16 protein-coding genes, 2 tRNA genes, 1 pseudogene and 1 riboswitch are annotated in these 25,997 nt (G+C 67.8%); of the genes and pseudogenes, 7 read left to right on the forward strand and 12 right to left on the reverse strand.

Features of this window, described 5'->3' with window-relative positions; genetic code table 11:
* Window positions 1-238: 238 nt before the first annotated feature.
* The gene (locus ND747_RS07075; protein WP_251732665.1) at window positions 239-1,258 is read right to left on the reverse strand and encodes an acyl-CoA thioesterase domain-containing protein; all 1,020 of its coding nucleotides are present in this window, start codon (window positions 1,256-1,258) and stop codon (window positions 239-241) included.
* A gap of 311 nt (window positions 1,259-1,569) precedes the next feature.
* Between ND747_RS07075 and ND747_RS07080 the strand changes: the two genes are divergently transcribed.
* Window positions 1,570-2,901 (forward strand): hypothetical protein, encoded by a 1,332-nt coding sequence (locus tag ND747_RS07080; protein ID WP_251732666.1) that lies wholly within the window; start codon window positions 1,570-1,572, stop codon window positions 2,899-2,901.
* Between the two features lie 180 nt (window positions 2,902-3,081).
* On the forward strand, window positions 3,082-4,596 hold the full coding sequence (gene lysS / locus ND747_RS07085) for a lysine--tRNA ligase (RefSeq protein WP_251732667.1): 1,515 nt from the start codon (window positions 3,082-3,084) through the stop codon (window positions 4,594-4,596).
* Between the two features lie 90 nt (window positions 4,597-4,686).
* Here lysS and ND747_RS07090 read toward each other — a convergent pair whose 3' ends face one another.
* The 5 genes from ND747_RS07090 to ND747_RS07110 all read right to left on the reverse strand — a co-directional run bounded on the left by ND747_RS07090 (window position 4,687) and on the right by ND747_RS07110 (window position 10,442).
* The gene (locus tag ND747_RS07090; protein ID WP_251732668.1) at window positions 4,687-5,382 is read right to left on the reverse strand and encodes an NADPH-dependent F420 reductase; all 696 of its coding nucleotides are present in this window, start codon (window positions 5,380-5,382) and stop codon (window positions 4,687-4,689) included.
* Between the two features lie 265 nt (window positions 5,383-5,647).
* Window positions 5,648-6,193, reverse strand: coding sequence for an EF-hand domain-containing protein (locus ND747_RS07095; protein WP_251732669.1), 546 nt, complete (start codon window positions 6,191-6,193; stop codon window positions 5,648-5,650).
* Between the two features lie 284 nt (window positions 6,194-6,477).
* Window positions 6,478-8,028: a hypothetical protein gene (locus ND747_RS07100; protein WP_251732670.1), complete on the reverse strand. Its 1,551-nt coding sequence runs from the start codon at window positions 8,026-8,028 to the stop codon at window positions 6,478-6,480.
* A 146-nt stretch (window positions 8,029-8,174) separates the two neighbouring features.
* On the reverse strand, window positions 8,175-9,080 hold the full coding sequence (locus tag ND747_RS07105; RefSeq protein WP_251732682.1) for a metal ABC transporter solute-binding protein, Zn/Mn family: 906 nt from the start codon (window positions 9,078-9,080) through the stop codon (window positions 8,175-8,177).
* 177 nt (window positions 9,081-9,257) lie between these two features.
* On the reverse strand, window positions 9,258-10,442 hold the full coding sequence (locus ND747_RS07110; protein WP_285900133.1) for an agmatine deiminase family protein: 1,185 nt from the start codon (window positions 10,440-10,442) through the stop codon (window positions 9,258-9,260).
* 169 nt (window positions 10,443-10,611) lie between these two features.
* Between ND747_RS07110 and ND747_RS07115 the strand changes: the two genes are divergently transcribed.
* A complete protein-coding gene (locus tag ND747_RS07115) occupies window positions 10,612-11,634 on the forward strand; it encodes a nitrilase-related carbon-nitrogen hydrolase (RefSeq protein ID WP_251732672.1) in 1,023 nt (340 codons plus the stop codon).
* A gap of 101 nt (window positions 11,635-11,735) precedes the next feature.
* Here the strand turns inward: ND747_RS07115 and ND747_RS07120 are convergent, their stop codons facing one another.
* From ND747_RS07120 to ND747_RS07130, 3 genes are all read right to left on the reverse strand, one after another.
* Window positions 11,736-12,509, reverse strand: a complete 774-nt coding sequence (locus ND747_RS07120) for a hypothetical protein (protein ID WP_251732673.1) — start codon at window positions 12,507-12,509, stop codon at window positions 11,736-11,738.
* A 90-nt stretch (window positions 12,510-12,599) separates the two neighbouring features.
* A complete protein-coding gene (gene metH / locus ND747_RS07125; protein ID WP_251732674.1) occupies window positions 12,600-16,454 on the reverse strand; it encodes a methionine synthase in 3,855 nt (1,284 codons plus the stop codon).
* Between the two features lie 14 nt (window positions 16,455-16,468).
* A riboswitch (S-adenosyl-L-homocysteine riboswitch) is annotated at window positions 16,469-16,543 on the reverse strand.
* A 180-nt stretch (window positions 16,544-16,723) separates the two neighbouring features.
* Window positions 16,724-17,449, reverse strand: coding sequence for a histidine phosphatase family protein (locus ND747_RS07130; protein WP_251732675.1), 726 nt, complete (start codon window positions 17,447-17,449; stop codon window positions 16,724-16,726).
* A gap of 445 nt (window positions 17,450-17,894) precedes the next feature.
* Here ND747_RS07130 and ND747_RS07135 point away from each other — a divergent pair.
* Together ND747_RS07135 and ND747_RS07140 are read left to right on the forward strand one after the other, a co-directional pair.
* A tRNA-Asp gene (locus ND747_RS07135) sits at window positions 17,895-17,969 on the forward strand.
* A gap of 51 nt (window positions 17,970-18,020) precedes the next feature.
* Window positions 18,021-18,094 (forward strand) — tRNA-Phe (locus tag ND747_RS07140).
* Between the two features lie 79 nt (window positions 18,095-18,173).
* Here the strand turns inward: ND747_RS07140 and ND747_RS07145 are convergent.
* The 3 genes and pseudogenes from ND747_RS07145 to ND747_RS07155 all read right to left on the reverse strand — a co-directional run bounded on the left by ND747_RS07145 (window position 18,174) and on the right by ND747_RS07155 (window position 21,071).
* Entirely contained in the window at window positions 18,174-19,619 is a 1,446-nt protein-coding gene (locus tag ND747_RS07145) for an NF041680 family putative transposase (protein WP_374216168.1), read from the reverse strand.
* A 145-nt stretch (window positions 19,620-19,764) separates the two neighbouring features.
* Window positions 19,765-20,415 carry a transposase gene (locus ND747_RS29725; protein ID WP_251732677.1) on the reverse strand — a complete coding sequence of 217 codons (651 nt, stop codon included), beginning with the start codon at window positions 20,413-20,415 and terminating at the stop codon, window positions 19,765-19,767.
* Window positions 20,416-20,417: 2 nt separating this feature from the next.
* Window positions 20,418-21,071 (reverse strand): annotated as a pseudogene (locus ND747_RS07155) (transposase).
* 473 nt (window positions 21,072-21,544) lie between these two features.
* Between ND747_RS07155 and ND747_RS07160 the strand changes: the two are divergent.
* Both ND747_RS07160 and ND747_RS07165 read left to right on the forward strand, forming a co-directional pair.
* Complete coding sequence (locus tag ND747_RS07160; protein ID WP_251732678.1) at window positions 21,545-22,045, forward strand: hypothetical protein; 501 nt, start codon at window positions 21,545-21,547, stop codon at window positions 22,043-22,045.
* Window positions 22,046-22,089: 44 nt separating this feature from the next.
* Window positions 22,090-25,668 (forward strand): CHAT domain-containing protein, encoded by a 3,579-nt coding sequence (locus ND747_RS07165; RefSeq protein ID WP_251732679.1) that lies wholly within the window; start codon window positions 22,090-22,092, stop codon window positions 25,666-25,668.
* Window positions 25,669-25,997: the final 329 nt, after the last annotated feature.

Here is a 25,997-nt window from a genome sequence, read left to right on the forward strand (position 1 = left end):
GTGCCTCTTTCGGCTCGCGCGCGCGTCTCAAATGGATACCGTGAGTCACCGATTCGCCGATTCGCCGATTCGTCGAGTCGCCGATTCGCTGAGTCACCGGGCTGTCGGAGACGTCCGTTCCGCAGGTGTCGAGACGAACATGCCACAGTGTGTCGCGGTAGGACAGACTTGCATTTTTGTCCGCTCCACAGGAGCGTCCGCGGGTTCGGCGTCGGTGCTGTGAACCACGAGGGACTGGCTAGCCCAGGTCGGTCGAGGTCCGCTGCAGGGTGACCGTGGCCAGGGTGAGGACCAGGTCGTCGGCACCGGCGTCGACCACCGTCACCGTCACCACGCAGTGTTCGCCGGTGTCACGCAGGACCCGTCCAACCGTGCGGGCCGGCCCGGACCGCAGCTGCGCCAGGAAGTGCATCTGCAGGTCGATCGTCACGGCTGTGGGGCACATCGCCTCGGCGGCGGCTTCGACCAGTGCGGCCTGTGCCCCGCCGAGGATCGTCCCGATGCTGTTGGTGACGTACGGGGTGCGGTGCAGCTCGAACTGCCCGGTGGCGGCGTCCAGCAGCTGTGCGCCCAGGGTGTCCTGGAGGTGGCTCGCCGACCGCTCGACGACGCCGGCGGAGCTGCGGATCTGGCCGATCCATCGGCTGGGGTCGTAGTCGTCCATCCCGGGAGCGGCGACCCGCGGGAGGCGGGCGAACGTCACCAGCGCCCGCCCAGCCCTGGTCAGGCCTTCGACGTCGGCGCCAGGCCGGCCCGCCGGGGTGGCATCGCCGAGCATCCGGTGCAGTTCGCGCAGGTCGTCCACCCCGTGTGCGTCATAGATGTCGGACTCCACGATGGCGACCTTCTTGCCCGCCCGGACGAGTCGATTGTCCACGACGACCGGGCCGTCCATGATCCGACTCGCGCCGTGCACCGAGATGTCCTGCGTGGCGGTCCAGTCCGGCCGGACGGCGATCATCGCGGGGTGCGAGGTGCTGAAGTCGACCAGGTGCAGGATGGCCGCGGTCGAGGCGAAGCCGGCCCGGGAGCGGATCGCGCCGGTCAGCGGCGCGATCGCCAGGCAGCGGCGCGCGGAGACCAGCAGATCGCTGGACGCGAGACCAGTGGCGAAGCTGCCCGTCGGTATCCACGGCTCGTCCCCGCCTGCCCGGCCCGCTCCCGTCGCTTCGCCGACGACGGCATCGGGGGGCACCGTGGGCTCCGGGATCCGGCTGGTCACGGTGCGATCGGCGGGCAGGGAAGCCTCGGCGGGCATGGTCAGACCTCCACTGCGCCACCGACGGGCGCTGGGTTGCGGGTTCACCTGACGCTACCGAGGTTCGGTGCCAGATTCCCGCGACCTGTCGTCGATGTCCCGGTGGGGCATCTCACGCGCGGTGCTCCGGCCTGCGCGCGGGCCCACCGGCAATTCCTGCTGATGTATATAACAGACATTTAGCCCAGATGGCAACGCAAACGAGTCGAAGGTTGGGTCATCCACCGGAAGGCCGACATCGGTGGACGATGTTCGTCCTACTGTGGGCCACGCCACGTGGCTGTGCGGTCGCGGGCGGGGGGAGCCGGTTCTTGTTCGGGTTCGAGCTGCAGACCCAGAACGTCTTCGTGCCGAGGTCGGGCGTCGCCGACATCGGCGAGCGGGAGGTCGTCTACCGCCATCCGGTCGGCCTGACCCTGGAGGGCGACGAGACGCACCTGCTCGGTGCCACCTCGGAGCTGGAGTTCGTGACGAAACCGTTCGCGGACGAGGCGTCGGCGCGCGCCGCGCTCACCGTCGCGGCCCGGATCGCCGCGAAGCTCGCCGAGGGCGGTCCGCGGGACATCGCCTTCGACCAGAACACGGCGTTCGAGGGCGGCACGTGGCTGCGTAGCGGCACCCTGCGCATCACCGACCCGACCTTCGGCGCCCAGGCGCAGGCCACCGTCGGTATCCCGCTCGCGAAGCTGCCGACGTTCTTCCGGGCCGTGCTGACCCGCACCGGCCATGCCGGCCACCTCGACGACCTCGAGACCTGGTCGAAGCTGCTGGAGTGGCCGTCCGGGCCGTCCCCGAAGGCACTCGGCTTCCGGTGGGCCTGCCAGCTGTTCCTGTTCGCCGCGACCGCCGTACCGCTGTCGCGGCTGGTCGACCCGGCGAAGCCGACGATGCCCGATGTCACCAACAAGATCTTCGATTTCACCGACGCCGCGTTCACCCAGGACGTCCACGCCGTGACCCTGAAGCTGCCGGCCGACGAGGTACCGGCGCAGACCCTCGTCCTGGTCAACGCCGACTCGCCGAAGTCGGCGTTCCTGGCGCTGCACCGCACCGACTTCCACGCCATGTACCAGGCCCTGCCGCGGTTTGACCGCGATCTGCTGGCCGCCCTGGACATCACCGCGGCGATCTGGCCGCCGGAGTACGGCGGGCCCGACCACCGGTTCGTCTTCCCGCTGCCCTACCGGGCGGATCCGCTGGCCACCGACGTGGTGGCGCGGACCGGCTCGCCGCTGGTGGAGAAGACGGAATGGCTGCCGCGTGGGGTCACCGCCGACCATCCGGCGCGGTGGAGCCTGGTCACGCACGGTCCTTCCGTCCGGGCGTGGTGGACCTCGGTCCTGCACGGCGACGAGGCGCGGCACAACCTCGCCAAGGACGCCGCCTCCCCGCCGCCCGGCCACCGTGGTCGCGACCGGCGCCACCTCGCGGACTTTCCCGATCCGAAGGTCGAGAACAAGGCGGACTACTACGGCATGGGTGCGTTCCCGACGGACGCCGGGCCCACCGCTGACGACCGGCTCGCCGTCTACGAGATCCGGGCGTTCATGAACGACATCGCCATGCCAGCCAAGGCGGAACTCACCAGCGCCCGATGGGCTACGGTCGCCGACGTCTTCTTCACCCACTATTTTCCCGGTTGAGAGTTCCCGGGTGAGAGTTCCCCGGTGAGGACGGCCCCGGCGCAGGCCGCTGTCGACGCGGTCGGTTCGGCCGGGCCTCGGCCGGGCCACGTCGGTTCGGCCCGCCGGTCAGGCCGGCCGTACTGTCGGCGGCAGCCGATACGCTGAGGTGGTCACGGATGCGGCCATGAGGGTGAGTTGATGGTGAGCGAGCAGCCACAGGCGCGAGATCTGTCCGGGCCACGGGCCGGGTACCGCGTCGACACGGTGGCGGTCGACGCGGCGGCGGCGCCCGACGGAACGCCGGTGCGCCTGGCCGGCCGGGTCGTGCTGTGGCGGCGGATGGGTGGGCTCATCTTCGGGCACATCCAGGACCGCAGCGGCCGGGTCCAGGTCTCGTTGTCCAAGACCGATCTGGGCGCCGAACTCATCAAGGAGTGGTCCCGGTCCGTCAAGATCGGCGATTTCATCGGGGTCGCCGGCGCCATGTACACCACGCGCCGCGGCGAGCGGACCGTCGGCATCGCCGAGCTGGAGGTGCTCAACCGCACTGTCCGGGCATTGCCCGACAAGTGGCAGGGCCTGTCCAACGTCGAGGCCCGCTACCGCCGCCGCTACCTCGACCTGCTCGTCAACCCCGAGTCCCGGGCACGGTTCCAGACCCGGACCAGGATCATCAGTCGCATCCGCCGTTTCCTCGACGACTCGAGCTTCCTCGAGGTCGAGACGCCGATGCTGCAGGAAGCGGCGTCGGGCGCGGCCGCGCGGCCGTTCATCACCCGGCACAACGCCCTCGGTGAGGACTTCTACCTGCGGATCTCGCCGGAGACGTTCCTCAAGCGCGTGGTCGTCGGTGCCTATGACCGGGTCTACGAGCTCGGCCGCAACTTCCGCAACGAAGGCATGGACTCCTCGCACCTGCAGGAGTTCACGATGCTGGAGTGGTACGCCGCCTACTGGGACTATCGCGACAACATGGCCTTCGTCCGGGAGCTGATCCTCGCCGTTCTCGACGACGTGCTGGGTACCCGGTCGGTCACCTACGAGGGCACCAAGATCGACTTTGGCGCCGACTGGCCCGAGCTCGACTACCGCGCCGAGGTCGCCCGCCGCACCGGGATCGACCTCACCGTCGTGCGCGACCTGCCGACCCTGCGCGCCCGCGTGGCCGAGCTCGGTCTGGATGTCGGTGACTCCCCGTCGTACGCCGGCCTCGTCGACCTGCTTTACAAAAAGACCGTCCGGCCGCATCTCATCCAGCCGTGCTTCCTGCTGCACCATCCCGCGGAGCTCGTCCCGCTGGCCCGGCGCAGCGATGACGACCCCACCGTGCTCGACATGTTCCAGGTTGTCGTCAACGGTCTGGAGGTCGTCAAGGCCTACTCCGAGCTCATCGACCCCGCCGAACAGCGGCTGCGCCTCGAAGAACAGGCGGAGCTGCGCGAGGCCGGCGACGACGAGACGATGATGCTCGAGGAGGACTTCATCGAGGCGATGGAATACGGCATGCCGCCGATGTCCGGCCTCGGTCTCGGCATCGACCGGTTCGTCGCCCTGCTCACTGACGCTCCGACCCTGCGCGACGTGGTTCTGTTCCCCACCATGCGCGGCGCGCACAAGGACAACCAGAACGAGGACGTGCAGGGCGACGTCAGCCTGAGCGGTGCCGAGGATCAGCCCGCCGCTGACGTCGACTCCGCTGCTCCGACGGCCTAGCGCGCCCCCCCACAGCCGTAGGGCGGGGGTCAACCCTCCACGGCCGGCCGGTGGGGGGCTTACCCGTCGGCTCTGGTCAAACGGTGCTGGTCAGGCGGTGGTGTCGGCGTAGCGGCGGGCGGCGGCGAGCTTCGGGCGGATGTCGTCGGGGCCGACGCCGGTGCGCGGCGGGCCGGTGAAGCCGTCGGGGCCGATGTACAGGCCGGCGTAGGCGGCGGTGTCTCGCTGGAAGCGCCAGCCTTCGGCGAGCGGGCCGGCGTCGAAGGCGTCGTAGCCGATGTCGTCGAGGAACCCGGTGGCCGTCTTCTTGGCGTCCGTGTCGTCGCCGGCGATCAGCAGCGTGGTGCGGTCCGGCGTGCCGGTGGGGCGGGCCAGTTCCAGCAGGTGCTTGAAGTAGATGTTGTTGAACGCCTTGACCACCTTGGACGTGGGCAGATGCGCGGCGAGCAGTTCGCTGGTCGTCGTCGACTCGTCCTCGAGCTCGGCGATCTTTCCGTCCCGCTCCGGGTAGTAGTTGTTGGTGTCGATGACCACCTTGCCGGCCAGCGGCTCGACCGGAACAGCCTGGTAGGCGTGCAGGGGGACGGTCACGACCGCCAGGTCGCCCGCGGCGGCGGCCTCGGCGGACGTGGCGGCGCGGGCACGTGGCCCCAGCTCCGCGACCAGATCCGCAAGGGTGTCCGGCCCGCGGGAGTTGGACAGAACCACGTCATAACCGGCCTGGACGGCCAGTCGAGCCAGGGTTCCACCGATGTTGCCGCTGCCGATGAGGCCGAGTGTTGTCATGTCTTCGGTAACTTCCGGTAGCCCGGACGACATTCCGAGGTCGACGAAGATCCCGGCGAGACGGTGCCGACAGTGGCGTCGGCGGATGCCGCCGCCGGGGATGGCTGGGCGAGGCCCGCGGGTGCAGGGCGGGAACGCGTCACCGGGTGCGCCACCACGGGCCGGGGCGGCTGACGGTCGACCGGCGATCGGCCGGCGCAGGAACGATCAGCCTGCGGCCCGGGGGTGGGCGCCCGGGTGAGACGGTGGCCGGTGCCACGGACTCCTATGCAACGCCGAAGTAACGGGCGCCGGGGGTGTCCCAGTCGGCGGCGTAGAAGAACTCCCGCCACGAGCGAACAAACTCGTGTCGGCTGATCACGCCGTCACCATCGGAATCCAGCCGGTCGAAGATCTCGTAGCCGTTCTTCGGGTCGATCTCCCAGACCTTGAGATAGCGACCGAACTCGTCCTTGCTGATGGCGCCGTCGCCATCGCGGTCAAGCGCGTCGAAGATGGTGTGCGCGAGGCCCTCGACCAGGTTGAAACGGCTCGTGTCCAGGGTCAGCAGGCGGACGGCCTGAATGAAGTCGTCCTTGTTCAGCCGGTCACCCCCGTCCGAGTGGCGCAGGAGCTCGAGCCAGTAGTGCTGGTGGGTGACCCGCAGGCCCTGGGCTTCACGCGAGTTCCTGTCGAGTCCGAAGCCGGACTCGTACTTGTCGAGAAGGCGTTCGTAGTCGCTCCAGTCGATGACACCGTCGTTATTGGTGTCGACTGCCTCGAAAAGCTTCTGGTATCGCACGTCCTGCGGCTTGGTTCCGGTGGTCGCCATGACAAACCCCTTTCGCGTGGAAAACGGGTGGCGCGAAGCCGCGGATCACATCTTGTGAATGCTCTTCCGGCGGCTCCGTAATGGCAGTCTAGCCACACCGATGGGCGCTGCAAGTCGACCCGGACGCTTATCTCGCCACCCGTCGAATATTCGACGTTAAACGTCGGCCGCAGGTGGGAACCCGGTGCTGGGAGGATGTCGTCCGGATAGCGGCCGATATGGTCGAGATGCCATGGCGGCCGGGTGCGGACGACGCGGTGTGCGGAGTGCGGTCGTGCGGGCCGTCACCGCTGGTCGCGCAGGCGGACCTGGCGGTGCAGCTGGTAGAGCCACGGCGGGATGGTCGCCCAGTACACGATGATGTTGCCGATCACCACGCCCCGGGCCCCGCCGACGAGCAGGCCGGTCACCGGGCAGGCGAGCAGGAACGGCACGAACACCAGATTGATCCAGAAGGTCAGCCTGGTCCGGCCGAACGCGTACAGCACCGCCGCCGGACCCACCGCGAGCCCCGGACCGGCCTGGGCGATGATGGCGAGCAACAGCAGCTGGTGGGTCTCCGCCCAGGTGTCACCGAGCAGCGCGGCACCGAAGTCGGGCGGCAGCACGACGAACGCGAGCCCCCACAGCGTGCTGGAAACGACCACCAGCCCGCTGACCAGGTACGCGCCCCGCAACACGGCCTGAGCGGGCATGTGTTTGCGCCGGGCGAACTCCGGGATCGCGAAACTCATCAGGGCAACGGCGAGGTTCGTGGTGGGCGCGAGCAGCGTCTGCAGCCCCCGTAGGGCGCCGACCAGAGAGGTGGAGCCGACCGCGGCGATGACCAGGGTGGAGGTCTGCTGCGCGCCCTGCAGGGAGATGAACTCGGCGGTCATGAACCCGGTGGTCTCGCGGTGACCGGTGAACCAGGCCCAAGCCCGGCTCGGCTGCGGCCAGGAGTGGTGCTGCCCGCCGCCGAACAGCGCAGCGACCGCCGCGGCCAGCCCCCAGATCAGCACCATCGCGGCGGCCCCGCCGGAGCCGCCCGGGGTGACCGTCACCCACAGCCACAACCCACCGCCCAGCACCGCCGCCCACACCAGGTCGTTCGTCACGGCGAGCAGAGGTCGTCCCTGGGCGAACGACGCATAGCGCCACGCATCCTGCACCAGTAGTGCCGGCATGATCACGCCCATCGCGGCGAGGTTCACCCCGACCGTCCCGCCCAGCCCGGCGCCGACCAGCAGCAGCACCACCCCGACGGCGGCCCCCAGCCCGAGCGCCGTGCCGGCCGCCTGCCGCACCGCCGAGCGGAACGCGCACAGCGGAACGTCCGCGTAGCTGATCCCCAACGGGGCGGTCGCCGCGGCCCGGGACAGGCCGACCAGCATGGCGAAAATCGTGTAGGCGATGGCGAACGCGCCGAACTCGGTCGAGTCCACCCGGCGGGCGATGACGAAGTTGATCGCCGCGTTGGTCCCACTGGACACCACCTGGTCGAACACCGTCCACAGCGCATTGGCCCGGCTGCCTCCACGCCCGCGTCGCCGCTGTGGCTGGTCCGAGCCCCCGGGTTCGTCCGCGGGGCCGGGTCCGCCCGCGGGGCCGGGCTCGGGTGGTGGTGGTCCGGTCGCGAGGTCGGACGGATCCGGCGGGCTCGCCGGATGGCCGATGGGCGGCGAACCGACCGGATCGACGATCTCCAGGATGTCCGTGGGGAGGGGCCGAGGGCGACCGGGCCGGGAGTGCGGGGCGTGGCCGGCACCGGGGCGCTCCCGGGGAATGATCGACAGCGGCATGGTGACCGGTTCGACCAGCAGGGGATCCGGGTCGAGCCGCACGTCGTCAGTCACGTCAATACCTCGAGCCGGGTCGGATCGTCCGGCGGTGACGCGGCCCTGCGCGGCTGTGCGCGGCGCTGCGCGCCTCCGCCCATGCCGCCACTGACTCTACTGTGACGTAAGTGTTAAGTTTGGGAGAGTGACTCGCGTGTCGTCACTCAACGAAGTGCGGCGACTATCGTATGTGTGTTGTGCTCCTCCATCCGCAGGTAGGTGTCACCGTCCGATCCGGTGGGTCCGAGAGAGTCGCCGAACAGGGAGCTTTCGCCGGCCTCCACGTGTACCCCCGCCTCGTCCGCGATGGTCCGCGCGGTGCGCGGCGGCAGGGACGACTCGGAGAAGACCGCCTTCGTTCCCGTCTGGCGGATCCGGGCGACGAGCTTCCTGATGTTGCTGCCGGACAGCTCCGCGGACGTGTCGAAGCTCGGAATGATCGATCCGACGAAGGTCAGCCCGTAGCGGTCGACGTAGTAGCCGAACGCGTCGTGGTTGGTGACCAGCTCGCGGTTGGCCGGCGGGATCGTGGCGATCTGGCGACGGATGTCCGCGTCCAGGGCGTCGAGCCTGGCGTCGTAGGCGACCCGGTTCGCATGGAACCGCGCCGCCGCGGCCGGCTCCGCCGCGGTGAGCCCGCGTTCGATGTCCGCCACCATGATCTTGGCGTTGAGCGGGTTGTGCCAGATGTGCGGGTCGCCGGCCTTCTCCTCGTCGCCCTGGCCGACCCGGATCGTCACGCCCTTGCTTGCGTCGACCCGCACCCCGTCGAACCCGGCGGCGTCGATCGTGTCGTCGAGCCAGCTCTCCAGGCCCACGCCGTTCTGGACGAGCACCTTCGCGTCCCCGATCGCGGCCAGATCCGCCGGGGCCGGCTCGTAGTCGTGCGGGTCGACCCCCGGCCGCACGATCTGCGTGACCCGAACGAGGTCGCCGCCGACCGCCCGGGTGAAGTCGGCCACCTGGCTCGTCGTCGCGACCACCGGCATCCGTCCATCGGACACCCCGCCGCCGGCGCCGTCGGAGCCGCAGCCGACGAGGGCGGCGACCAGCGGGGTCAGCGCGAGCAGGACCGTGCCCGTCCGGCCCGTCCGGCCCGTCCGGCCTGTTCGCCGGTGGGGGCGGCGGCGGACGCGATGGGCGATCGCGGGGTCTGGGGAGTCGGGCACGGCATCCTCGTCAGCGCGGGTCGGATCGACACAGGTCGGATCGGGCACCGCTAATGAAAAAGATTTCCGATACGAGTGTCAACAGGACGGTTGCTGCTGGGTGATGCAGTGCACCCCGCCGCCGTGCGCGAAGATCACCCGGGCGTCCACCGGTTCGATCCGGCGGGACGGGTAGAGGCGGCCGAGCAGGTCGAGCGCATCGCTGTCGTGCGGGTCGGCGAAGACGCCGGCCACCACGACTCCGTTCGCGACGTAGTAGTTCAGATACGAGTAGCCGGCCGGCCCGCCGTCGACCTCCGTGACGCTCGGCGCCATGATCTCGACCACCTCGAACGGACGGCCGGCCGCATCCCGGCTGGCGCGCAGCAGCGCGGCGAGTTCCCGGCTCGTCGCATGGTCGGGATGCGCCGGATCGGGCTGGCGGTGCACGGCGACGAGCCCGGGGCGCACGAACGCGGCCACCACGTCCACATGCCCGCGGGTACCGAACCGGTCATAGTCGCGGGCCAGCCCCCGCGGCAGCCACACCGCACGGGAGGTGCCGAGCTGGGCGTGCAGCTCCGTCTCGATGCGGGCCCGGTCCCAGCCGGGATTGCGCTGCGGGTCGCGCTGCACCGTCTCGGTGAGCAGCACCGTACCCGCCCCGTCCACGGCGATGCCGCCGCCCTCGTTCGTCAGCGCCGACGACCGCACCGCCGCACCGGCGAGCTCGGCGATCGCCGTCGCCAGCCGGCTGTCCGCCGTCCACGACGCCCATTCCTGCGCCCCCCAGCCGTTGAACGTCCAGTCGACCGCCCCGAGGGTGCCGCTGCTGGTGCGGCGGTCGCCTTCGGACGGCCGGATGTCCTCGGACGGCCGGATGTCCTCGGATGGAGCGGCGCCGCGGGACGGCCGGGCATCCGCTGGCGCAGGGCTGAGGTCGACGGTGAAGGTGGGTCCCGTGTCCCGGACCCAGGCGTCGTCCAGTGGATGTTCGACCACCGTCACAGCGCCGGGGCCTGCGTGCCCGCGGGCGTCCCCGTCCCTGCTCCTGCTTCCGTTCGCGCTCCGGCTCGTGGGCGCGACGAGGCGCCGCGCGGCGTCCGCGTCCGCACCGGGCCTGGCGATCAGGATGACCGGCTCGTAACGGCTGATCGTCGTCGCCACCGTCGCCCAGACCGCTCGGGCCTCGGCGAGACCGGGGGAGTCCGCCGGGCCGAACGTGGCGTTCGGCGGTGGGAAGGCCATCCAGGTCCGCCGATGCGGCTCCCACTCCGCCGGCATCCGACGCCGGACCGGCCCACCGCCCGTCGTGCCACCGCCCGTCGTGTCACCGTCCACGTTGCCGGGGGTCTCGATCACGCTCCGCATTCTGGCAGTCCACGCCACCCGTGCCACGCCCGGCACGCGTGGCACCGAATCGGCCGGCCGGCCGGCATGGGACGATGCGCCGATGCTGACGATCACCAGCATCGGCGTGCCCGATTCACCCGCCCGGGTCAGCGCTCCCGAGCGGGCACCGCTGCGGATCGCGGCCGTGCAGCACCGCTGGCATCCGGACCCGGCCGAGCATGCCGCGGCGCTGCGAGCCGGCGCCGTCACCGCCGCGAACCTCGGCGCCCGGCTGGTCTGCTTCCAGGAACTGACGCTGTCCCGCTACTTCGCCGACACACCACCGTCCGAGGGCGGCGGCACCGGCGGCAGCAGCGATGTTGGTGCTGGCCGGCCGGCGGCCCTGGCGGAGCGGCTGGCGGACGGTCCCACCCGGGCCTTCGCCACCCAGCTCGCCACCGAGCTGGGTATCACGGTGCACATGTCGCTGTACGAGCAGGCCACCGGCGAGACAGACGATGACGGCGATGACGGGCTCGGGTTCAACACGGCGATCGTCGTCGGCCCGGACGGCGCGCTGCTCGCCCGCACCCGCAAGATGCACATTCCCGTGACCGCCGGTTATCACGAGGACCGCTACTTCCGTCCCGGCCCGGTGGCCGGTGCGGACAGCTTTCCCGTGCTCACCCTGGACGCGGCCCGTCTCGGCTTTCCCACCTGTTGGGACCAGTGGTTTCCCGAACTCGCCCGGGCCTACGGACTGGCCGGCGCGGACATTCTCGTCTACCCGACGGCAATCGGTTCCGAGCCGGACCATCCTGGATTCGACACCGAACCGCTGTGGCGCACCGTCATCCTCGGCAACGGCATCGCCAACGGGACGTTCATGGTGGCCATCAATCGGATCGGCGGTGAGGGCAGCCTGACGTTCTACGGCAGCTCGTTCATCAGCGATCCGTACGGCCGGATTCTGGTGCGTGCCCCGCGGGACACCCCGGCCGTTCTGGTCGCCGACCTGGACCTCGACCAGCGCCGCGACTGGCTCACCCTGTTCCCCTTCCTCACCACCCGCCGTCCCGACGCCTACACCCCCCTGACCGCCGCCCTCCGCTCCCCGTCGGTGAGCTGGATGGCAGGACCGTGACCGGCGGGTTCCCTGCGCGCCGAGCTTCAGCCCGGGCCCGGTGAACGTCGTCTTCGAGGTCGACGACCGATGTGGTTGGGCGCGATGATCGTCGGCCGAGGTCAGGTCCTGTCGGGATGATGGGCGAGGTCGGCCAGGGCCCGGGCGTAGCGGGCGGCGCAGTACGGCGTCGGATGGACGAAGTCGATGATGCAGGGGTGGCCGTCCAGGGTCGTGTTGAACGTCATCGACGGATGGATCGCCCGCGCCGCCCGCTCGGAATAGCGCACCGCGCTGTCCCCGAAAGTACCGGCGAGCTGGCGGTACATCGCGTTCAGGCGACTGCTGCCGAGCATCTCGCCGGGTCGGGCCGAGTCGGGGGAGGTCCAGTCCACCTGCCGGTCGGAGTCGTTCAGCAGGGACGGCACCGCCGCCGCGAGCACCACCCTGGTCACCCCATGGCCCAGGTACCAGCGGATCTGGCCGGTGAGCTCGGCGCGGTAGTCGGCGACGAGAGCGGTCCCGAGCAGCTGCCGCGGATTGTTGCCGTTCCAGTTCAGCACCACCGTGCGTGGCCGGCCCGCAGCGGCGAGGTCCTGGGCGAGCAACGACGAGGACGTCCCACCGAACACGTCCGGAGTGAGGCCCGGATAGCCGATCAGCCGCACCGGCCCGGCCACCCCCGCCGTCCTGGCCGCGAGGGCGACGACCGAATCACCGACGACGAGCGCCCGGCCGGACGAGCTGGCGCCGTCCGGCCCGTCTGCGCCGTCTCCGCGGTGCGGACGGCTGACGAGCACCGCGACGATCAGCAGGACGACGACCACCAGCAGCGTCACCCACGAGCCGCGATCACGTCCGGCGGCGCGACCGTTCCTGGGTGCGCTGCGCGACACGGGCGGATGCACAGGATTCGGAATACCCGCGACCGTACGTGATCAATCGGATCGCCCGGGTTCCTGCCGGGCGATCCGGGACGTCGCAGGTCAGTCGGGGTCGTAGGCGAGGTTGGGGCGCAGCCAGCGTTCGGTTTCGGCCAGCTCCAGGCCGCGGCGGCGGGCGTAGTCCTCGATCTGGTCGCGGCCGAGACGTCCGACGGTGAAGTACGTCGACGCCGGGTTCGCGAAGATCAGGCCACTGACCGCGGAGGCCGGCGTCATCGCGAACGACTCGGTGAGGGCGAGGCCGGTCGAGCCGGCATCGAGCAGGTCGAACAGCTCCTGCTTCTCGCTGTGGTCGGGGCTCGCGGGGTAGCCGAAGGCCGGGCGGATGCCACGGAACCGCTCGGCGTGCAGATCCTCGAGGTTGGGCTCGGCGTCGGGCTCGAACCACTCGCGCCGGGCAACCAGGTGGACATGTTCGGCGAAGGCCTCGGCGAGGCGGTCCGCGAGCGCCTTCACCATGATCGAACGGTAGTCGTCCTGGGCGGCCTCGAAGCCGGCGGCGAGGACGTCCGCGCCGTGGATGCCGACCGCGAACGCGCCGAGATGATCACCGCCGCCAGTCGGTGCCACGTAGTCGGCGAGGCTACGGTTGGGCCGTCCGGTGGGCTTCTGCGTCTGCTGGCGCAGCATCGGGAACCGCACCTGGCCGCTCGCGCCGACGCCACCGCCGGCGTTGGCCAGCGTCCCGACCTCGACGACGATGTCGTCTCCGTCAGCGTGGGCGGGCCAGAAACCGTAGACGCCCCGGGCGGTCAGGCTGCCGTCCTTGACGATCTGGTCGAGCAGCACGTTCGCCTCGTCGAACAGCTCGCGGGCGACCGGCTGGTCAAGGATCGCCGGATACTTGCCCTTGAGCTCCCAGGCGAGGAAGAAGAACTGCCAGTCGATCATGTCGCGCAGGGTGGCCAGTTCCGGGGTCACCGTCCGCAGACCGGTGAACGGCGGGACGGGCGGGTTGGTGTGGTCGACCTGCTCCCGGTTGGCGCGGGCCTGCTCGAGGGTGAGCAGCGGCTGCGACCGGCGGTTCTCGTGCTGCTCCCGCAGCCGGGCCTGCTCGTCCCGGTTGGCCGCATCCAGACTCGCGGCCCGCTTCGGGTCGAGCAGGTCCGACACGACGCCGACGACCCGGGAGGCGTCCAGGACGTGCACCGTGGTGGCCTCGTAGGCGGGGGCGATCCGGACGGCGGTGTGCTGGCGGGACGTGGTGGCGCCGCCGATGAGCAGCGGCAGGTGCAGGCCACGGCGCTGCATCTCGGCGGCGACGGCGACCATCTCGTCGAGTGACGGGGTGATCAGGCCGGACAGGCCGATCGCGTCGGCGTTCTCGGCGACGGCGGTGTCCAGGATGACCTTGGCGGGGACCATCACGCCGAGGTCGATCACCTCGTAGTTGTTGCAGCCCAGCACCACGCCGACGATGTTCTTGCCGATGTCGTGCACGTCGCCCTTGACGGTCGCCATCACGACCTTGCCGTTGCCCTGCCGGGTACGGGTCGGCGCCTCGGTGGCCGTGACGGCCGTGCCGTTCGCGACCGCCTCGGCCGCGGCGGCCTCGGCCTCGGCGGCGAGCTGCGCCTTCTCCGCCTCCATGAACGGTTCCAGGTAGGCGACGGAGCGCTTCATCACCCGGGCGCTCTTGACCACCTGCGGCAGGAACATCTTCCCCGAGCCGAACAGGTCGCCGACGATCTTCATGCCGTCCATCAGCGGGCCCTCGATGACGTCGAGGGGGCGGGCGGCGCTGGCCCGGGCCTCCTCGGTGTCGGCCTCGATGAAGTCGACGATGCCGTGCACCAGCGCGTGGGACAGGCGGGCCGCGACCGGCGCCTCGCGCCAGGACAGGTCGATGACCCGCTGGGTGCCCTTCCCGCTGACCGTCTCGGCGAACGAGACCAGCCGGTCAGTGGCGTCCTCGCGTCGGTCGAACAGCACGTCCTCGACGAGTTCGAGCAGCTCGGCGGGGATGTCCTCGTAGACGGCGAGCTGCCCGGCGTTGACGATGCCCATGTCGAGCCCGGCCCGCACCGCGTGGAACAGGAACGCCGAGTGCATCGCCTCGCGCACGACGTCGTTGCCGCGGAACGAGAACGACAGGTTCGAGATGCCACCGGAGATCCGCACTCCCGGGCAGCGCTTCTTGATCAGCGGCAGGGCGTCGAGGAACGCCTTGGCATAGCCGTTGTGCTCGGCGATGCCGGTGGCCACGGCCAGCACGTTCGGGTCGAAGATGATGTCCTGTGCGGGGAAGCCGGCGCGCTGGGTGAGCAGGTCGTACGCTCGACCGCAGATCGAGACCTTGCGCTCGGTGGTGTCGGCCTGGCCCTGCTCGTCGAAGGCCATGACGACGGCGCCGGCGCCGAAGTCGCGGATGCGCCGGGCATGCTCGAGGAAGACCTCCTCGCCTTCCTTCAGACTGATCGAGTTGACCACGCCCTTGCCCTGCACGCAGCGCAGCCCCGCCGCCAGCACGCTCCAGCGCGAGCTGTCGATCATGATGGGCAGTCGGGCGGCCTCGGGCTCGGTGGCCAGCAGGTTCAGGAACGTCGTCATGGCCTGCTCGCTGTCGAGCAGGTCGGCGTCCATGTTGACGTCGAGCAGGTTCGCCCCGCCGCGCACCTGCTCGAGGGCGACGTCGATGGCCGCCTGGTAGTCGTCGGCCTCGATGAGCCGGCGGAAGCGGGCCGAGCCGGTGACGTTCGTCCGCTCGCCGATCATGACGAACCCGGTGTCCGCGCCGATCTCGAACGTCTCCAGACCGCTGAACCGGGTGAGCGGTTCGGGCGCGGGGACGGGGCGGGGTGCCGCCGTCCGCACGGCGCCCGCGATCCTGGCGATGTGCGCCGGGGTCGTCCCACAGCAGCCGCCGACGATGTTGACCATGCCCTCGGCGGCGAACTCGCCGATGAGTCGGCCCGCTTCCTCGGGGGTCTGGTCGTAGCCGCCGAAGGCGTTGGGCAGGCCCGCGTTCGGGTGGCAGGCGGTGTAGGTGCCGGCGATGCGTGACAGTGCCTCGACGTGCGGGCGCATCTCGTCCGCGCCCAGCGAGCAGTTCACGCCCACGACCAGCGGGTTCGCATGGGCGATGGAGTTCCAGAAGGCCTCGACGGTCTGCCCTGACAGCGTCCGCCCGGACAGGTCCACGATCGTCACCGAGATCCACAGTGGCAGCTGCGGCGCCGCCTCGCGGGCCGCGGCGATCGCGGCCTTGGCGTTCAGCGTGTCGAAGATCGTCTCGATCAGCAGCAGATCCACGCCGCCCTCGGCCAGCGCGCTGATCTGTTCCGCGTACGACGCCTTGACCTGCTCGAACGTCACCGCTCGGTACGCCGGGTCCTCCACCTTCGGCGACAACGACAGCGTGACGTTCAGCGGCCCGATCGACCCGGCGACGAACCGCCCGCCGGCCTCGTCCGCCGCCTGCCGGGCCAGGCGTGCCCCGCGGATGTTCATCTCCCGCACCAGTGACTCGAGGCCGTAGTCGGCCTGGCCAATGCTGGTCGCGGTGAACGTGTTCGTCGTCGTGATGTCGGCGCCGGCGGCGAGATACTGCCGGTGGACGTCGAGGATCACGTCCGGCCGGGTGAGGTTCAGCAGGTCCGGGTCGCCGGCCACATCCCTGGGATGATCCTTCAGCGACTCGAGCTGGTAGTCCGCTGGCGTCAGGCCGGCGTTCTGCAGCATCGTGCCCCACGCACCGTCAAGCACGACCACCCGCTGCCCCAGCAGCTCCCGCAGCCGAACCTCGCTGTCCGTGATGGTCGCGGGGTTGCCCGCGCCGGTCGTGGCGCCACCCGGGACGGCTGCCGCGTGGCCCCGCTGCGCTGGCGCGCCGCCACTGTGCGCGGCCACCTGCTCGGTGGCCCCACCCTCCTCGTGGACGGACGTGGAACCGGCCATGCGACACCTCCCTGTGGTGGGAGGCGCCCTTACGACTGGTTCGGGCCGAGCGTGGCGGACCTGGGCCCGTTGCAGCGCCTCTCGACCTGAGCGTAACGATACCGTGCTGGGATGATCATCCCGGGCCCGCTCGCGTCGACGGTCTCGCAACCTCGCCGTGGTCTGGGTCGCATCCCCGTCGCCGCCGGAGCCGCCGACCGAGACGTGCCTGCCGTTCCCGCCGCCCGACGCTGTCCATCGTGGTGTTCCGCGGAGCCGTCGCGGGCGCCTCAGCGTGGATGGCCGGCGCGGACACCGGACAGGTGGGTGACGGTGTTGAACTCGGCGAGGGCAAGCCGTCCGTCCCGGTGGGTGAAGCGGGTGATGCCGGCGTTGCGGATGCCGCCGGTGGCGCTGATCTGTTCCAGGTCGTCGTAGGACAGATCCTCGATGATCTGGCGCAGCACGACGACCACCGCGTCATGGGCGACGACCAGGACGCGCTGGCGGGGATGGCGGGCGTGTAGATCCGCGAGCAGAGAGCTCAGCCGGGCCGCGATGTCAGGAAAGTTCTCCCCGCCGCCGGGCGCGCGAAACAGCCAGGTGCCCTCGGCCCGCCACTGGGCGGACTGCACCGGAAACCTTGCCTCGATCGCGAGCCGGGTCGTCATCTCCCAGTCGCCCATCAGCCGGTCGACCAGGCGGTCGTCGATCTTCGGCGTGGGCAGCAGCAGCCCGTTCCGTTCCGCGGCCTCGGCGGCGATCTCGTAGGTGCGCCGGGCTCGCAGGTAGGGGGAGCAGACGACCACGTCGGGCGGACGGATGACGGGAGGCTCCGCGGCGAGCGCACGACCGAGGGCCGTGGCCTGCGCCCGGCCGAGCGCGGTGAGCGGGACGTCGGCATCCCGGCTGGTGATGCCCGTCTCCAGCCGGCCCGCCGCACGCGCCGCCGGGAAGGCGACGTTGGCCAGGCTCTGCCCGTGCCGTACCGCTGTCAGCTCCGCGATCAGGACCATCACCCCACTGCGTCCCGTGCCACGTCCTCGTTGCCGTGCCTGCCGGTGGGCCCTGATGTCGACCCGATGACTCCAGTGCCGACCCGATGACTCCAGTGCCGACCCGACGACTCCAGCACCTGCCCGGGATCGCCTGGTGGCCACCCGCGGGATGTCCCGTTGGCTCCGACGGAAGGATGCCATGGATGGCGACGTAGTGCGGCCAGATCGCGACAGAAAGGCACCAGTTGGCCTTGCGTGATCGCATCCGGCGCGTCGTGGCCTGGTAGCGGGTTGTGGGTGTTTGGCCACGGCAAGCGTTGGGCAAGATTCCGTCGCCGCCATCGGCTCCGCCTGTGCCAGCGTCGTGTAGCATGACCTCCAGATCCTGGCGGGGTGCACCACGCGGCCCGGCTCAGGGTTCACATGCAAATGATATGATCAAGTAAATAATGCGATCAAGCTTGGTCCCGTGGTGAAGTCTGGAGTTCACGCCGCCCTGTCAAGGCGGAGGTCGCGGGTTCGAATCCCGTCGGGACCGCGTTCGTATGGTCGGAGCAGGATGTCCGGTCTTATGACGCACGGCAAGTTGGGGCAGGTAGCTCAGTCGGTACGAGCGTCCGCCTGAAAAGTGGAAGGTCGGCGGTTCGACCCCGCCCCTGCCCACCCACACAAGCAGGCAAGAAAGAAGCCACCGGCAGAGCCGGTGGCTTCTTTGGTCTCAATCCTGGCCTCAGCTTGATTTTTAACTTCGCTGGTGGTGGGCGGTGACGGTCAGGTCCCGCTTGATGGTCTTCCCGACGTCGTGGTGGGGTGCGGGTCTGCGGTTGCGTGAGCCGGGTGGGCGGCCGGGTCCGGGTTTGGTGGGTTTCGGTGCGCTGACGGGCAGGGGCATGGTCGCGCGGATGTTCCGGAACCCGCGTCGGACCCGGGCGGGTGTGAGTCGCTCTGGTGGTGCTGGTTTCTCCCAGGGTCGGCGAAGGTCGTGGGCCAGGGTTCGGGCGAGGCGGAGCTGGGTGTGGGCGGCGACGAGCAGCCAGGTCCAGCGGTCGGCGGCCTGCGGAGAGCGGATCTTCGGGCGGGTCCAGCCGAGGGTCTGTTTGAACAGGCGGAAGGTGTGTTCGAGGTCGAAGCGGCGCAGGAATGCCTGCCATGCCTGGTCGATGGCGGTAGCGCTGACGCCGACAGCGGAGAACCAGAGCCACACGGGCTTGGGGTCGCGGTCGCCGGGCAGGTGGTCGACCTGCAGGCGGATGAGGGTGCCTTCGATGAGGGGCAGGTCGCCGGTGTGGTCGATCCAGCTGGTGCGGTGGGTGAGCCGGGGGTGCAGCCGGTTCCAGCTGCGGGCGGTGGCGGTTCCGTAGCGGGTGGTCTGGGTGATCGTGGTGTGCTGGGGTTCGGGCCAGGTCTGTGGTGTGTTGAGGGCGAACTCGGGGCCGTGTTTCGGTGGGCGGCCGCTGGTGCCGGGGCGTCGGGGTGGTGTCGGGAACCTGAGCACCCTGTCGGAGCGGATCCGGCCGAGCAGCTCGACGGGCAGGTCGGCCAGGACGAACGCCAGCCGGGTGACGTCGTAGCCGGCATCCATGACGACCAGGATGTTCGGGTCACCGTCGCGCCAGTGCCCGGCGGCGGCCAGCCTGCTGACGACCGCGCGGAGCTGGTCGGCGGTCACCGCGGTGGCGTCATCGGCGGGGCCGAGGCGGACCGCGTCCAGGACTGCGGTCCACGACGTGCGACCGGGTTCGAGGGCGGCGACGAACGAGTAGGGCCAGCCCGGGATCAACTGGGCCTGGTCCTTCGCCCTGCCGTACACGTGGCAGAACAGCCGGTCCGCGCTGGTGGGCGCGTCCGGGCGCAGCCACGGGCTGACGTCGACGGCCAGCACGAGCCGGCCGTCGGCGGCTCGTGGCAACGGCAGGCCGGACAGCGCCCGGCGCAGCCGGCCGATGTCGAGCCGGCCGTGGCTGACCGCGTCGTAGAGGGCGCCGTGGCCGCGGCGGTGTTCCGGCGCCAGTGACAGCCCTACCAGTGACCGCACCGGACCGTCGGCGCACAGCACCGCGTCGGTCAGCTCGAACAGCACGTCGCTGCGTGCGGTCAGGCAGGTGTGGAACTCCCGGCGGAACGCCGACAGCGTCGCGGCGTCCGCGACTTCGGACGCGTGGTCCGGCAAGCTCTCCTCCACGGCCATCTGGGGATCATGGCGTCTTTGGCGAGAAACCACGATCAGCAGGAGGCCGTGCCACGTCACGGCGACACACCGAACTACCCCATGCCACCAGCACCTATCGCAGGCAGTGAGCAGCAGAGGTTAAACGACAAGCTAAGCTTGAGATTTAACCTTTCTTCTTGCGTCTCGACTTCGCGGGTATGTCTGTTTTGCGGATTTCTGAGCTGAGTCGGTGGCGTGGGGCGGGGGTGTTGTGGCCTCCGGGTGGGCGTCCGGGGCCGGGGTGGCTGGTTTTCGGTAGATGGGCCGGGGTGCCGACGCGATCACGCAGGTGTCGAAATGCGCGGCGGACCCGGTAGGGCGTGAGGGGCTTGCCGGGGCGGGGTCGTCGTTCCCAGGGCCGGCGCAGGTCGGTGGCCAGGTCGCGGGCGAGGTGGAGCTGGGTGTAGGCGGCGATGAGGAGCCAGGTCCAGCGGATGGCCTGCTCGGGGTGGCGTAGCCGTGCCGCGGTCCAGCCGAACTGGGACTTCATCAGTTTGAAGGTGTGTTCCATGTCGAAGCGGCGCGGGTAGGCCCGCCAGCACACGTCCAGGTCAGGGGTATCAGGGCCGGAGTGCCACAGCCACATGGTCCGGTGCGGACTGCGACCGTCGGGGAGCCGTTCCACCCGTACCTCGATCACGGTGCCCTCGATGATCGGGAGGCGGGTGAACAGCTCGTCTCCGAGGCGGGCGAAGTAGCCCGAGCGTGCGACTCTCTGGTGCATACGGTGCCAGGCCCGGACCTCGACCCGTCCGTAGTTGGCGGTGTCGGGCACGATCAGTAGCTGGTCGGGGCGGCCGCGGTGGCGAGGGCGAACCGCTGGCCGTGGATGCCGTTGCGGCCGGGGCCGGGTTTGCGGGGGCCGGGGCGGCCGTCGTAGAAGACACGGTCGCCGGCGATGCGCACGAGGATCTGGACGGGCAGGTCGCCCAGAGCGTGGGTCAGTGCGGCGGCGGCGTATCCCTGGTCCAGCACGAACAGCGGAGCAGGTCGCTCTACCGACGAGCGTGCGCCGAGCCGTGAGGCCAGGTCGCGGATCTGCTCGGCGGTCACCGTCACCGGGCAGGGGCCCTGCGCGATGCGGCGGGCGTCGACCGGCAGCGTCCAGGAAGAACGTCCCCATTCCAGAGCGGTGATCTACTGGAACTCCCAGCCCGGCACGACCTTACGGTCGCCGTCGCATCGGCACGGCGCATAGTGCAGGCCACGGTCGGGTGAGCATTCGGCGTTCGGCCGGGGGAAGGTAGTCGCGTCCACCCCGAAGATCATGGGGCTGTCGGGTGGAAGCTGTTCGGCCAGCAGGTCCCGCAGCCGTTCTTCATCGATCCCACCCTGGGCCAGCGCGTCGTAAAGGGCTCCATGGCCACGGCGGAACACCGGCGACAGCGACAGCTCGACCAGCGACGTCACCGGAGCTTCCGTGCACAGCACCGCATCCGCCAGCTCGAACAGCGTGTCCGCCCGACTGTCCAGGCAGGAATAAACCCATCCCGGAACCGAGTCAATCCACCCAACGATTCAATACCGCCACTCTCGCCCAGTACACTCACCCTTTACAGACATCGATACCGCACTCGCTGAGCAGAGTACGAACACCCTCTTCATGTAGAGGATTCGACGTATTTGAGCAGTCGTCAACGATCATGAGATGGTTAAATTTCAAGCTTAGATGTCTCGCGATAGAGATGAGGTTCGTGGTGGCGACTCCACAGGACGGAAAAGACGACCCGGTAGACCCCGAGTCGTCGGACAACGGCAGTGACGAGACCGCCGACGTTTCACCAGTCGGCCCGGCCGATGAGGATGAACTTTGGCAACCGACAAGGAGAAGAAAGCGCAGCATCCGCCGGCCAAAGCGCGATCGGCATGCGGGCAACTAGACCACTGGCGAGGATGACAGTCTGATGGAACCGGATAGCGGATCTGGTCACATTTTCACCCAATATGCGATTGAGCAGCTAGCATCAGAAGAGAACAGAAGAAACTCGCTCACGAGTCGAGCAAGCGCCACCATTACCGCCTCGGCCGCACTAGTTACGCTTCTCTTTGGCTTCGTCGCGTTGTCGAGTAAGACGACTAATTACCATCTTCCGGTGTCCGCTCGACCCTGGCTCGTGGCCTCTTTGACGTCGTTCACCGTGTCGGCGGTTGCCGCTGCTCTTAGCCTGCTGCCTTTCAGCGTCTGGACTCCTGAAGTGGACGATCTGCAGGCCGTCTTTCGGACGCGGTGGGATTCGACACCAGACAACGGGCGGAAGACCCTCCTCGCCAATCGACTTTCCGAACTCGCAAGTCTCCAGCACTCAAACAATCTGAGGGCCTGGCTTGTCCTTACCGCCATCGCCCTTCAAGTCATTGCAGCAGCACTGCTGTCTGTCGCAATGATCAACGTGATCGCACACTAGTTTACCCGGCGCGTTTGGCAACCTCTCGATCAAAAGGCGGAGCGATGGCCGATTCCTTCAAAGCTCGTACCTCCATCATTTGCGAGAACTGCGGCACTCACACCTCAGTGTGGGCATGGTCGGTTCTTGATCGGAACGAACATCCCGCAGCTTTCGAGCAGGGGAATCCGTTCCAATTCTCGTGTCAAAAATGCGGACATGCCATAGCTGGCGGCCATGTAACCGTTCTGCTGAATGCGTGGGAGTCGGCGCCGGCAATCACAGTACTGCCGATCCTCGGCTACGCGAACCCGCCATTTGAAGTCTTTGAAGGCCGGCTCGAAGATGCGCATCGTAGGGTCTTTTCCTCAGGAATCAAGGTTCGACCTCCCTTCGTATCAGTCTCATCTGGGCTCGTCTCGGTCGCGATCTCTCGTCGTCTTGATCTGAGACTTGAGAGCGATCTCGCAGATCTAGCCGACCTACCAGAAGAGGCGATACACGCCTATAGGCATTTCATAGAGGGTGTGTCTCGAACTAGTTTCATCCGCTCGATCGTCGATGCCCTTACGGAACTGATTTCTATCACTTCCCTAGCCGAATTTGAGCGTTTTCTCAAAACTCATCCGTATATTACTTCTCCTGAGGCTCTAGCCCTGGAGGAAGACATTTTCCAGGGCCAACCACACCCTCCTGAGGATGACGCGATATTCATAGCTAGGCGGCGACTACTACAGCGGTGCGGTTCAGGCGCCGTTGCGGACGCCTGGAACGAATATGCTACTGCGGCAGCAGACTTCGGCCAAGGTCTAGGTGCGCGCCTCGAGTCGCACCTCCGAGAAGTGGATTCGTTGCGCGAGTCCCACGGGGAATCCGACCTGGTCGCGAGCAACCTAAAAGCAGCGGCGGAGTTGGCGGCCGCACTTCGGCTCGATCAAGTCGAAGCCCATGTGAGAGCAGAACTTGGAAATTTCCTCAGTCAGAGCGATGACCCAGATTGTATTTTGGAGGCCTTTGTAAACCTCGAACGGTCGGCCACTCTACTAGATAAGCGTGGCGAGCCCGCCAAATTTGCAAGGATCCAGGTCAGCATGGGCCTAGCGAAATTTCGATACCCCCGTGGCGATCGTCAAGATAACCTTCGTAGGGCTCGAAACGCGTTCGAGAAGGCACTGGAGTACTTCAGTCTTGATAGAGAGCCGGAGATCTGGTGCCTATGCCTGATGAATCTGGCGCTCGTCTATCTTGGCTACCAAGAGGGGGATCCAGACGAGAATGCCATGAAGGCGCAGTCTCTTTGTGAAGAGACACTTCAGTTTAGGCGCCCCGAGCGTAACGAGCTAGATTGGGCGCTTAGTCAATTCAACCTTGGCGTAGCCCTAGCCCGAATCAAAAATACTCGGGCGAGCAGTCGACGAGCGACATTGGCACGCGCGATCGAGTCATACGAGCTCAGCATGCAGGTATTCACTCGAGAGGAGTATCCGAATCATTGGAGTTCGGCTCACCACAATATCGCCGATGCGCTCCACGTGCTCGAAAGAATGAGCCATAGAAAACATAAATTGCAAATCCTCCAGCGATATGGAATCGTGGAAGCGGGCAACGTCGACGAGTTTCCTTCGGAGTACCTAGATGAACATCTCCAATGGGCCGAGCTCGCCATCAAAAACCCAGCCGCCTTCGGCGAAAGTGCCCCACCATGGACGGAAGACTTTGCTACAGCTGTGCCCAGTTCCGCCGATATGGATCTCATCCAGCGGGCCTTTGACCACGTCGATCAAGCGCTCACGGTAAGATCGGCGGAGGATTTCCCACTCGACTGGGGGCGCACGCAGGTTTTGGCTGGCGATCTTTGCGCGGTATCGTCTATCGGCGGACACAAGACCCAAGTATCGGAGCACTATACGCTAGCGTTGACGACGCTGACCGTAGAACGCGCGCCAGTGGACTGCATGCAATGTGGCAGTAAACTTGGCGGGTTCGCCGCCGAGCGGGGCGAGTGGAAACTTGCTGCGGAGGCCTTCGACAAGGCAGTTGTCGCGCAGAGCGTGATGCTCCAAGAGGCCACGTTGCGGTCGACAAGAGAAGGCGTATTCGAAGAGAATCCAAACCTCTCCAGGTGGGCTGCGTATGCGATCGCCAAATCCGGGAATGCACAACGCGCGGTAGAAGTTCTCGAACAGAGCAGGGCGCGCTCACTTAAAAATCTCCTCACGCTCGAACATGGAAGACTTGGCGATCTCGGAAGATCCTCTCCGTATCTCGCCAGCGAGTTCCTCAGAGCGCGCGAAGCGCTTAATGAAGTAATAGCCTCAACGACCGGTAATGTGAGCTCAGACTCTCTAGTCGAGATAAGATCTCACTACGATGACGTGCTGGAAAAGATAAGGAGCCTGCCAGAGTTCGAACTTTTTCTAAAAGAACCAGAGTTCTCGGATATTGCTAGATCAGCCCTAGTTGATCAAGTATTGGCATATGTTGCTCCGACGCCCTCGGGAACGGTCACACTTCTCGTCGAGGCTGTGGATAAAACGACCGACGGCGACGCTGAAGTCTCGGCGCGCGCAATATTTAGCCCTGCTACTAGCGCCGAGATCGTTGCCATGCTACTTAGGGCAGATCCGGAAGCGCCGGGAATCCTATATGGTCAATTGAGAGAGCAGGACGTCTCCCCATCTATCGCTGAATCGCTAAGACTTCTAGGGGAGCGTCTAGTTCGCCCAGTCGCAGAGGATCTGATTCGAGTAGGTCACAACTCGGTAACGGTCGTCCCGTGCGGTCCGACGGGCTTTCTACCAATTGCGGCGGCCAAAATTGGTAGTTCGGCCAGCCTCCTGGACTCGGTTGCTGTCGCCTTCTCTCCCTCTGGCGCGACCACCGAAGTCTGCCGAGCCCGTGTCGCAGCGGCCGATAGTTCCAACCGGCGGATTTTCGCGGTCGGAAACCCGTCGCGCGACGGGATGATTGAGTTGCCTGGAGCCGGCGCCGAGGTGCTCGCGATAGAAGCGACCTATGGAGCGGCTCGGACGCTCGTACTATCCGATCACGCTGCGTTGAAAAATCGCGTTCTGCCCGAGCTGAGAACAGCTGCCTACATCCATTTTGCCTGCCACGCTACGACCGATATCGATGACATTCGTAACAGTCGGCTACATCTCGCCGATTCGGATCTGACGCTCGCCGAAATCAGTAGCATGGGCGCCCTGCCCGCCCGTCTGGTGACTCTCAGCGCGTGCCAGTCTGCCCACTTTGGACTGTCAGGTGACATCGAGGAGGCGGAGGGGTTGCCGACCGGATTCTTGGCGGTCGGCGCCGCCAGCGTCATAGCGACCCTCTGGCAGGTTGATGACCGTGCCTCTGCGCTGTTGATGAGCCGATTCTACGAGGAACTTCATCGTTCCGAGGCGGATGGCGCCGTGACAAACGCTCCAGCACGTGCGCTGAGGTCGGCCCAAATATGGTTGCGAGACCTTACTCTTGAGTCCGAAGAAGGATATCTCGCCGCTCGGCCCAGGCTCCGGGATAGCCTCCCGCCGATCAGCTACGAAGAAGACAGTTCGGAACCGTATCCTTCTAACCCGTCGGAACGGCCTTACTCCGACCCGATGGACTGGGCGGCCTTCGTAGCCTTCGGCCAATAGAAGGCCCGCTATTCGGCTCTGCCAAAAGACTTGCGTCCAGAATAGCCACGTCGGACGTCGGGTCACGGACTGCGGCTGCGGGCAGGTCGTCTCACCCACGCTACCTTGCGCCGGTCGTGCGGACGCCGAGCTCCTATCAAGGGGTTCCGCATGCAGCCGACCGCGAGTCCTCATGCGCCGAAGGCCACCCATCGGGAGTGGAGTCCACGCATGTGGTGTACGGATCGTGATCGTCTAGCGACTCGCCGGAGTGGCGGTCCGTGACGTAGAGCGACCACCGCGTGATCCTTTTCGAGGACCGCCAAGAACTCGATGAGGAGATACGCGAT

This window comes from Frankia sp. R82, assembly GCF_023716925.1.
GTDB lineage: Bacteria > Actinomycetota > Actinomycetes > Frankiales > Frankiaceae > Frankia.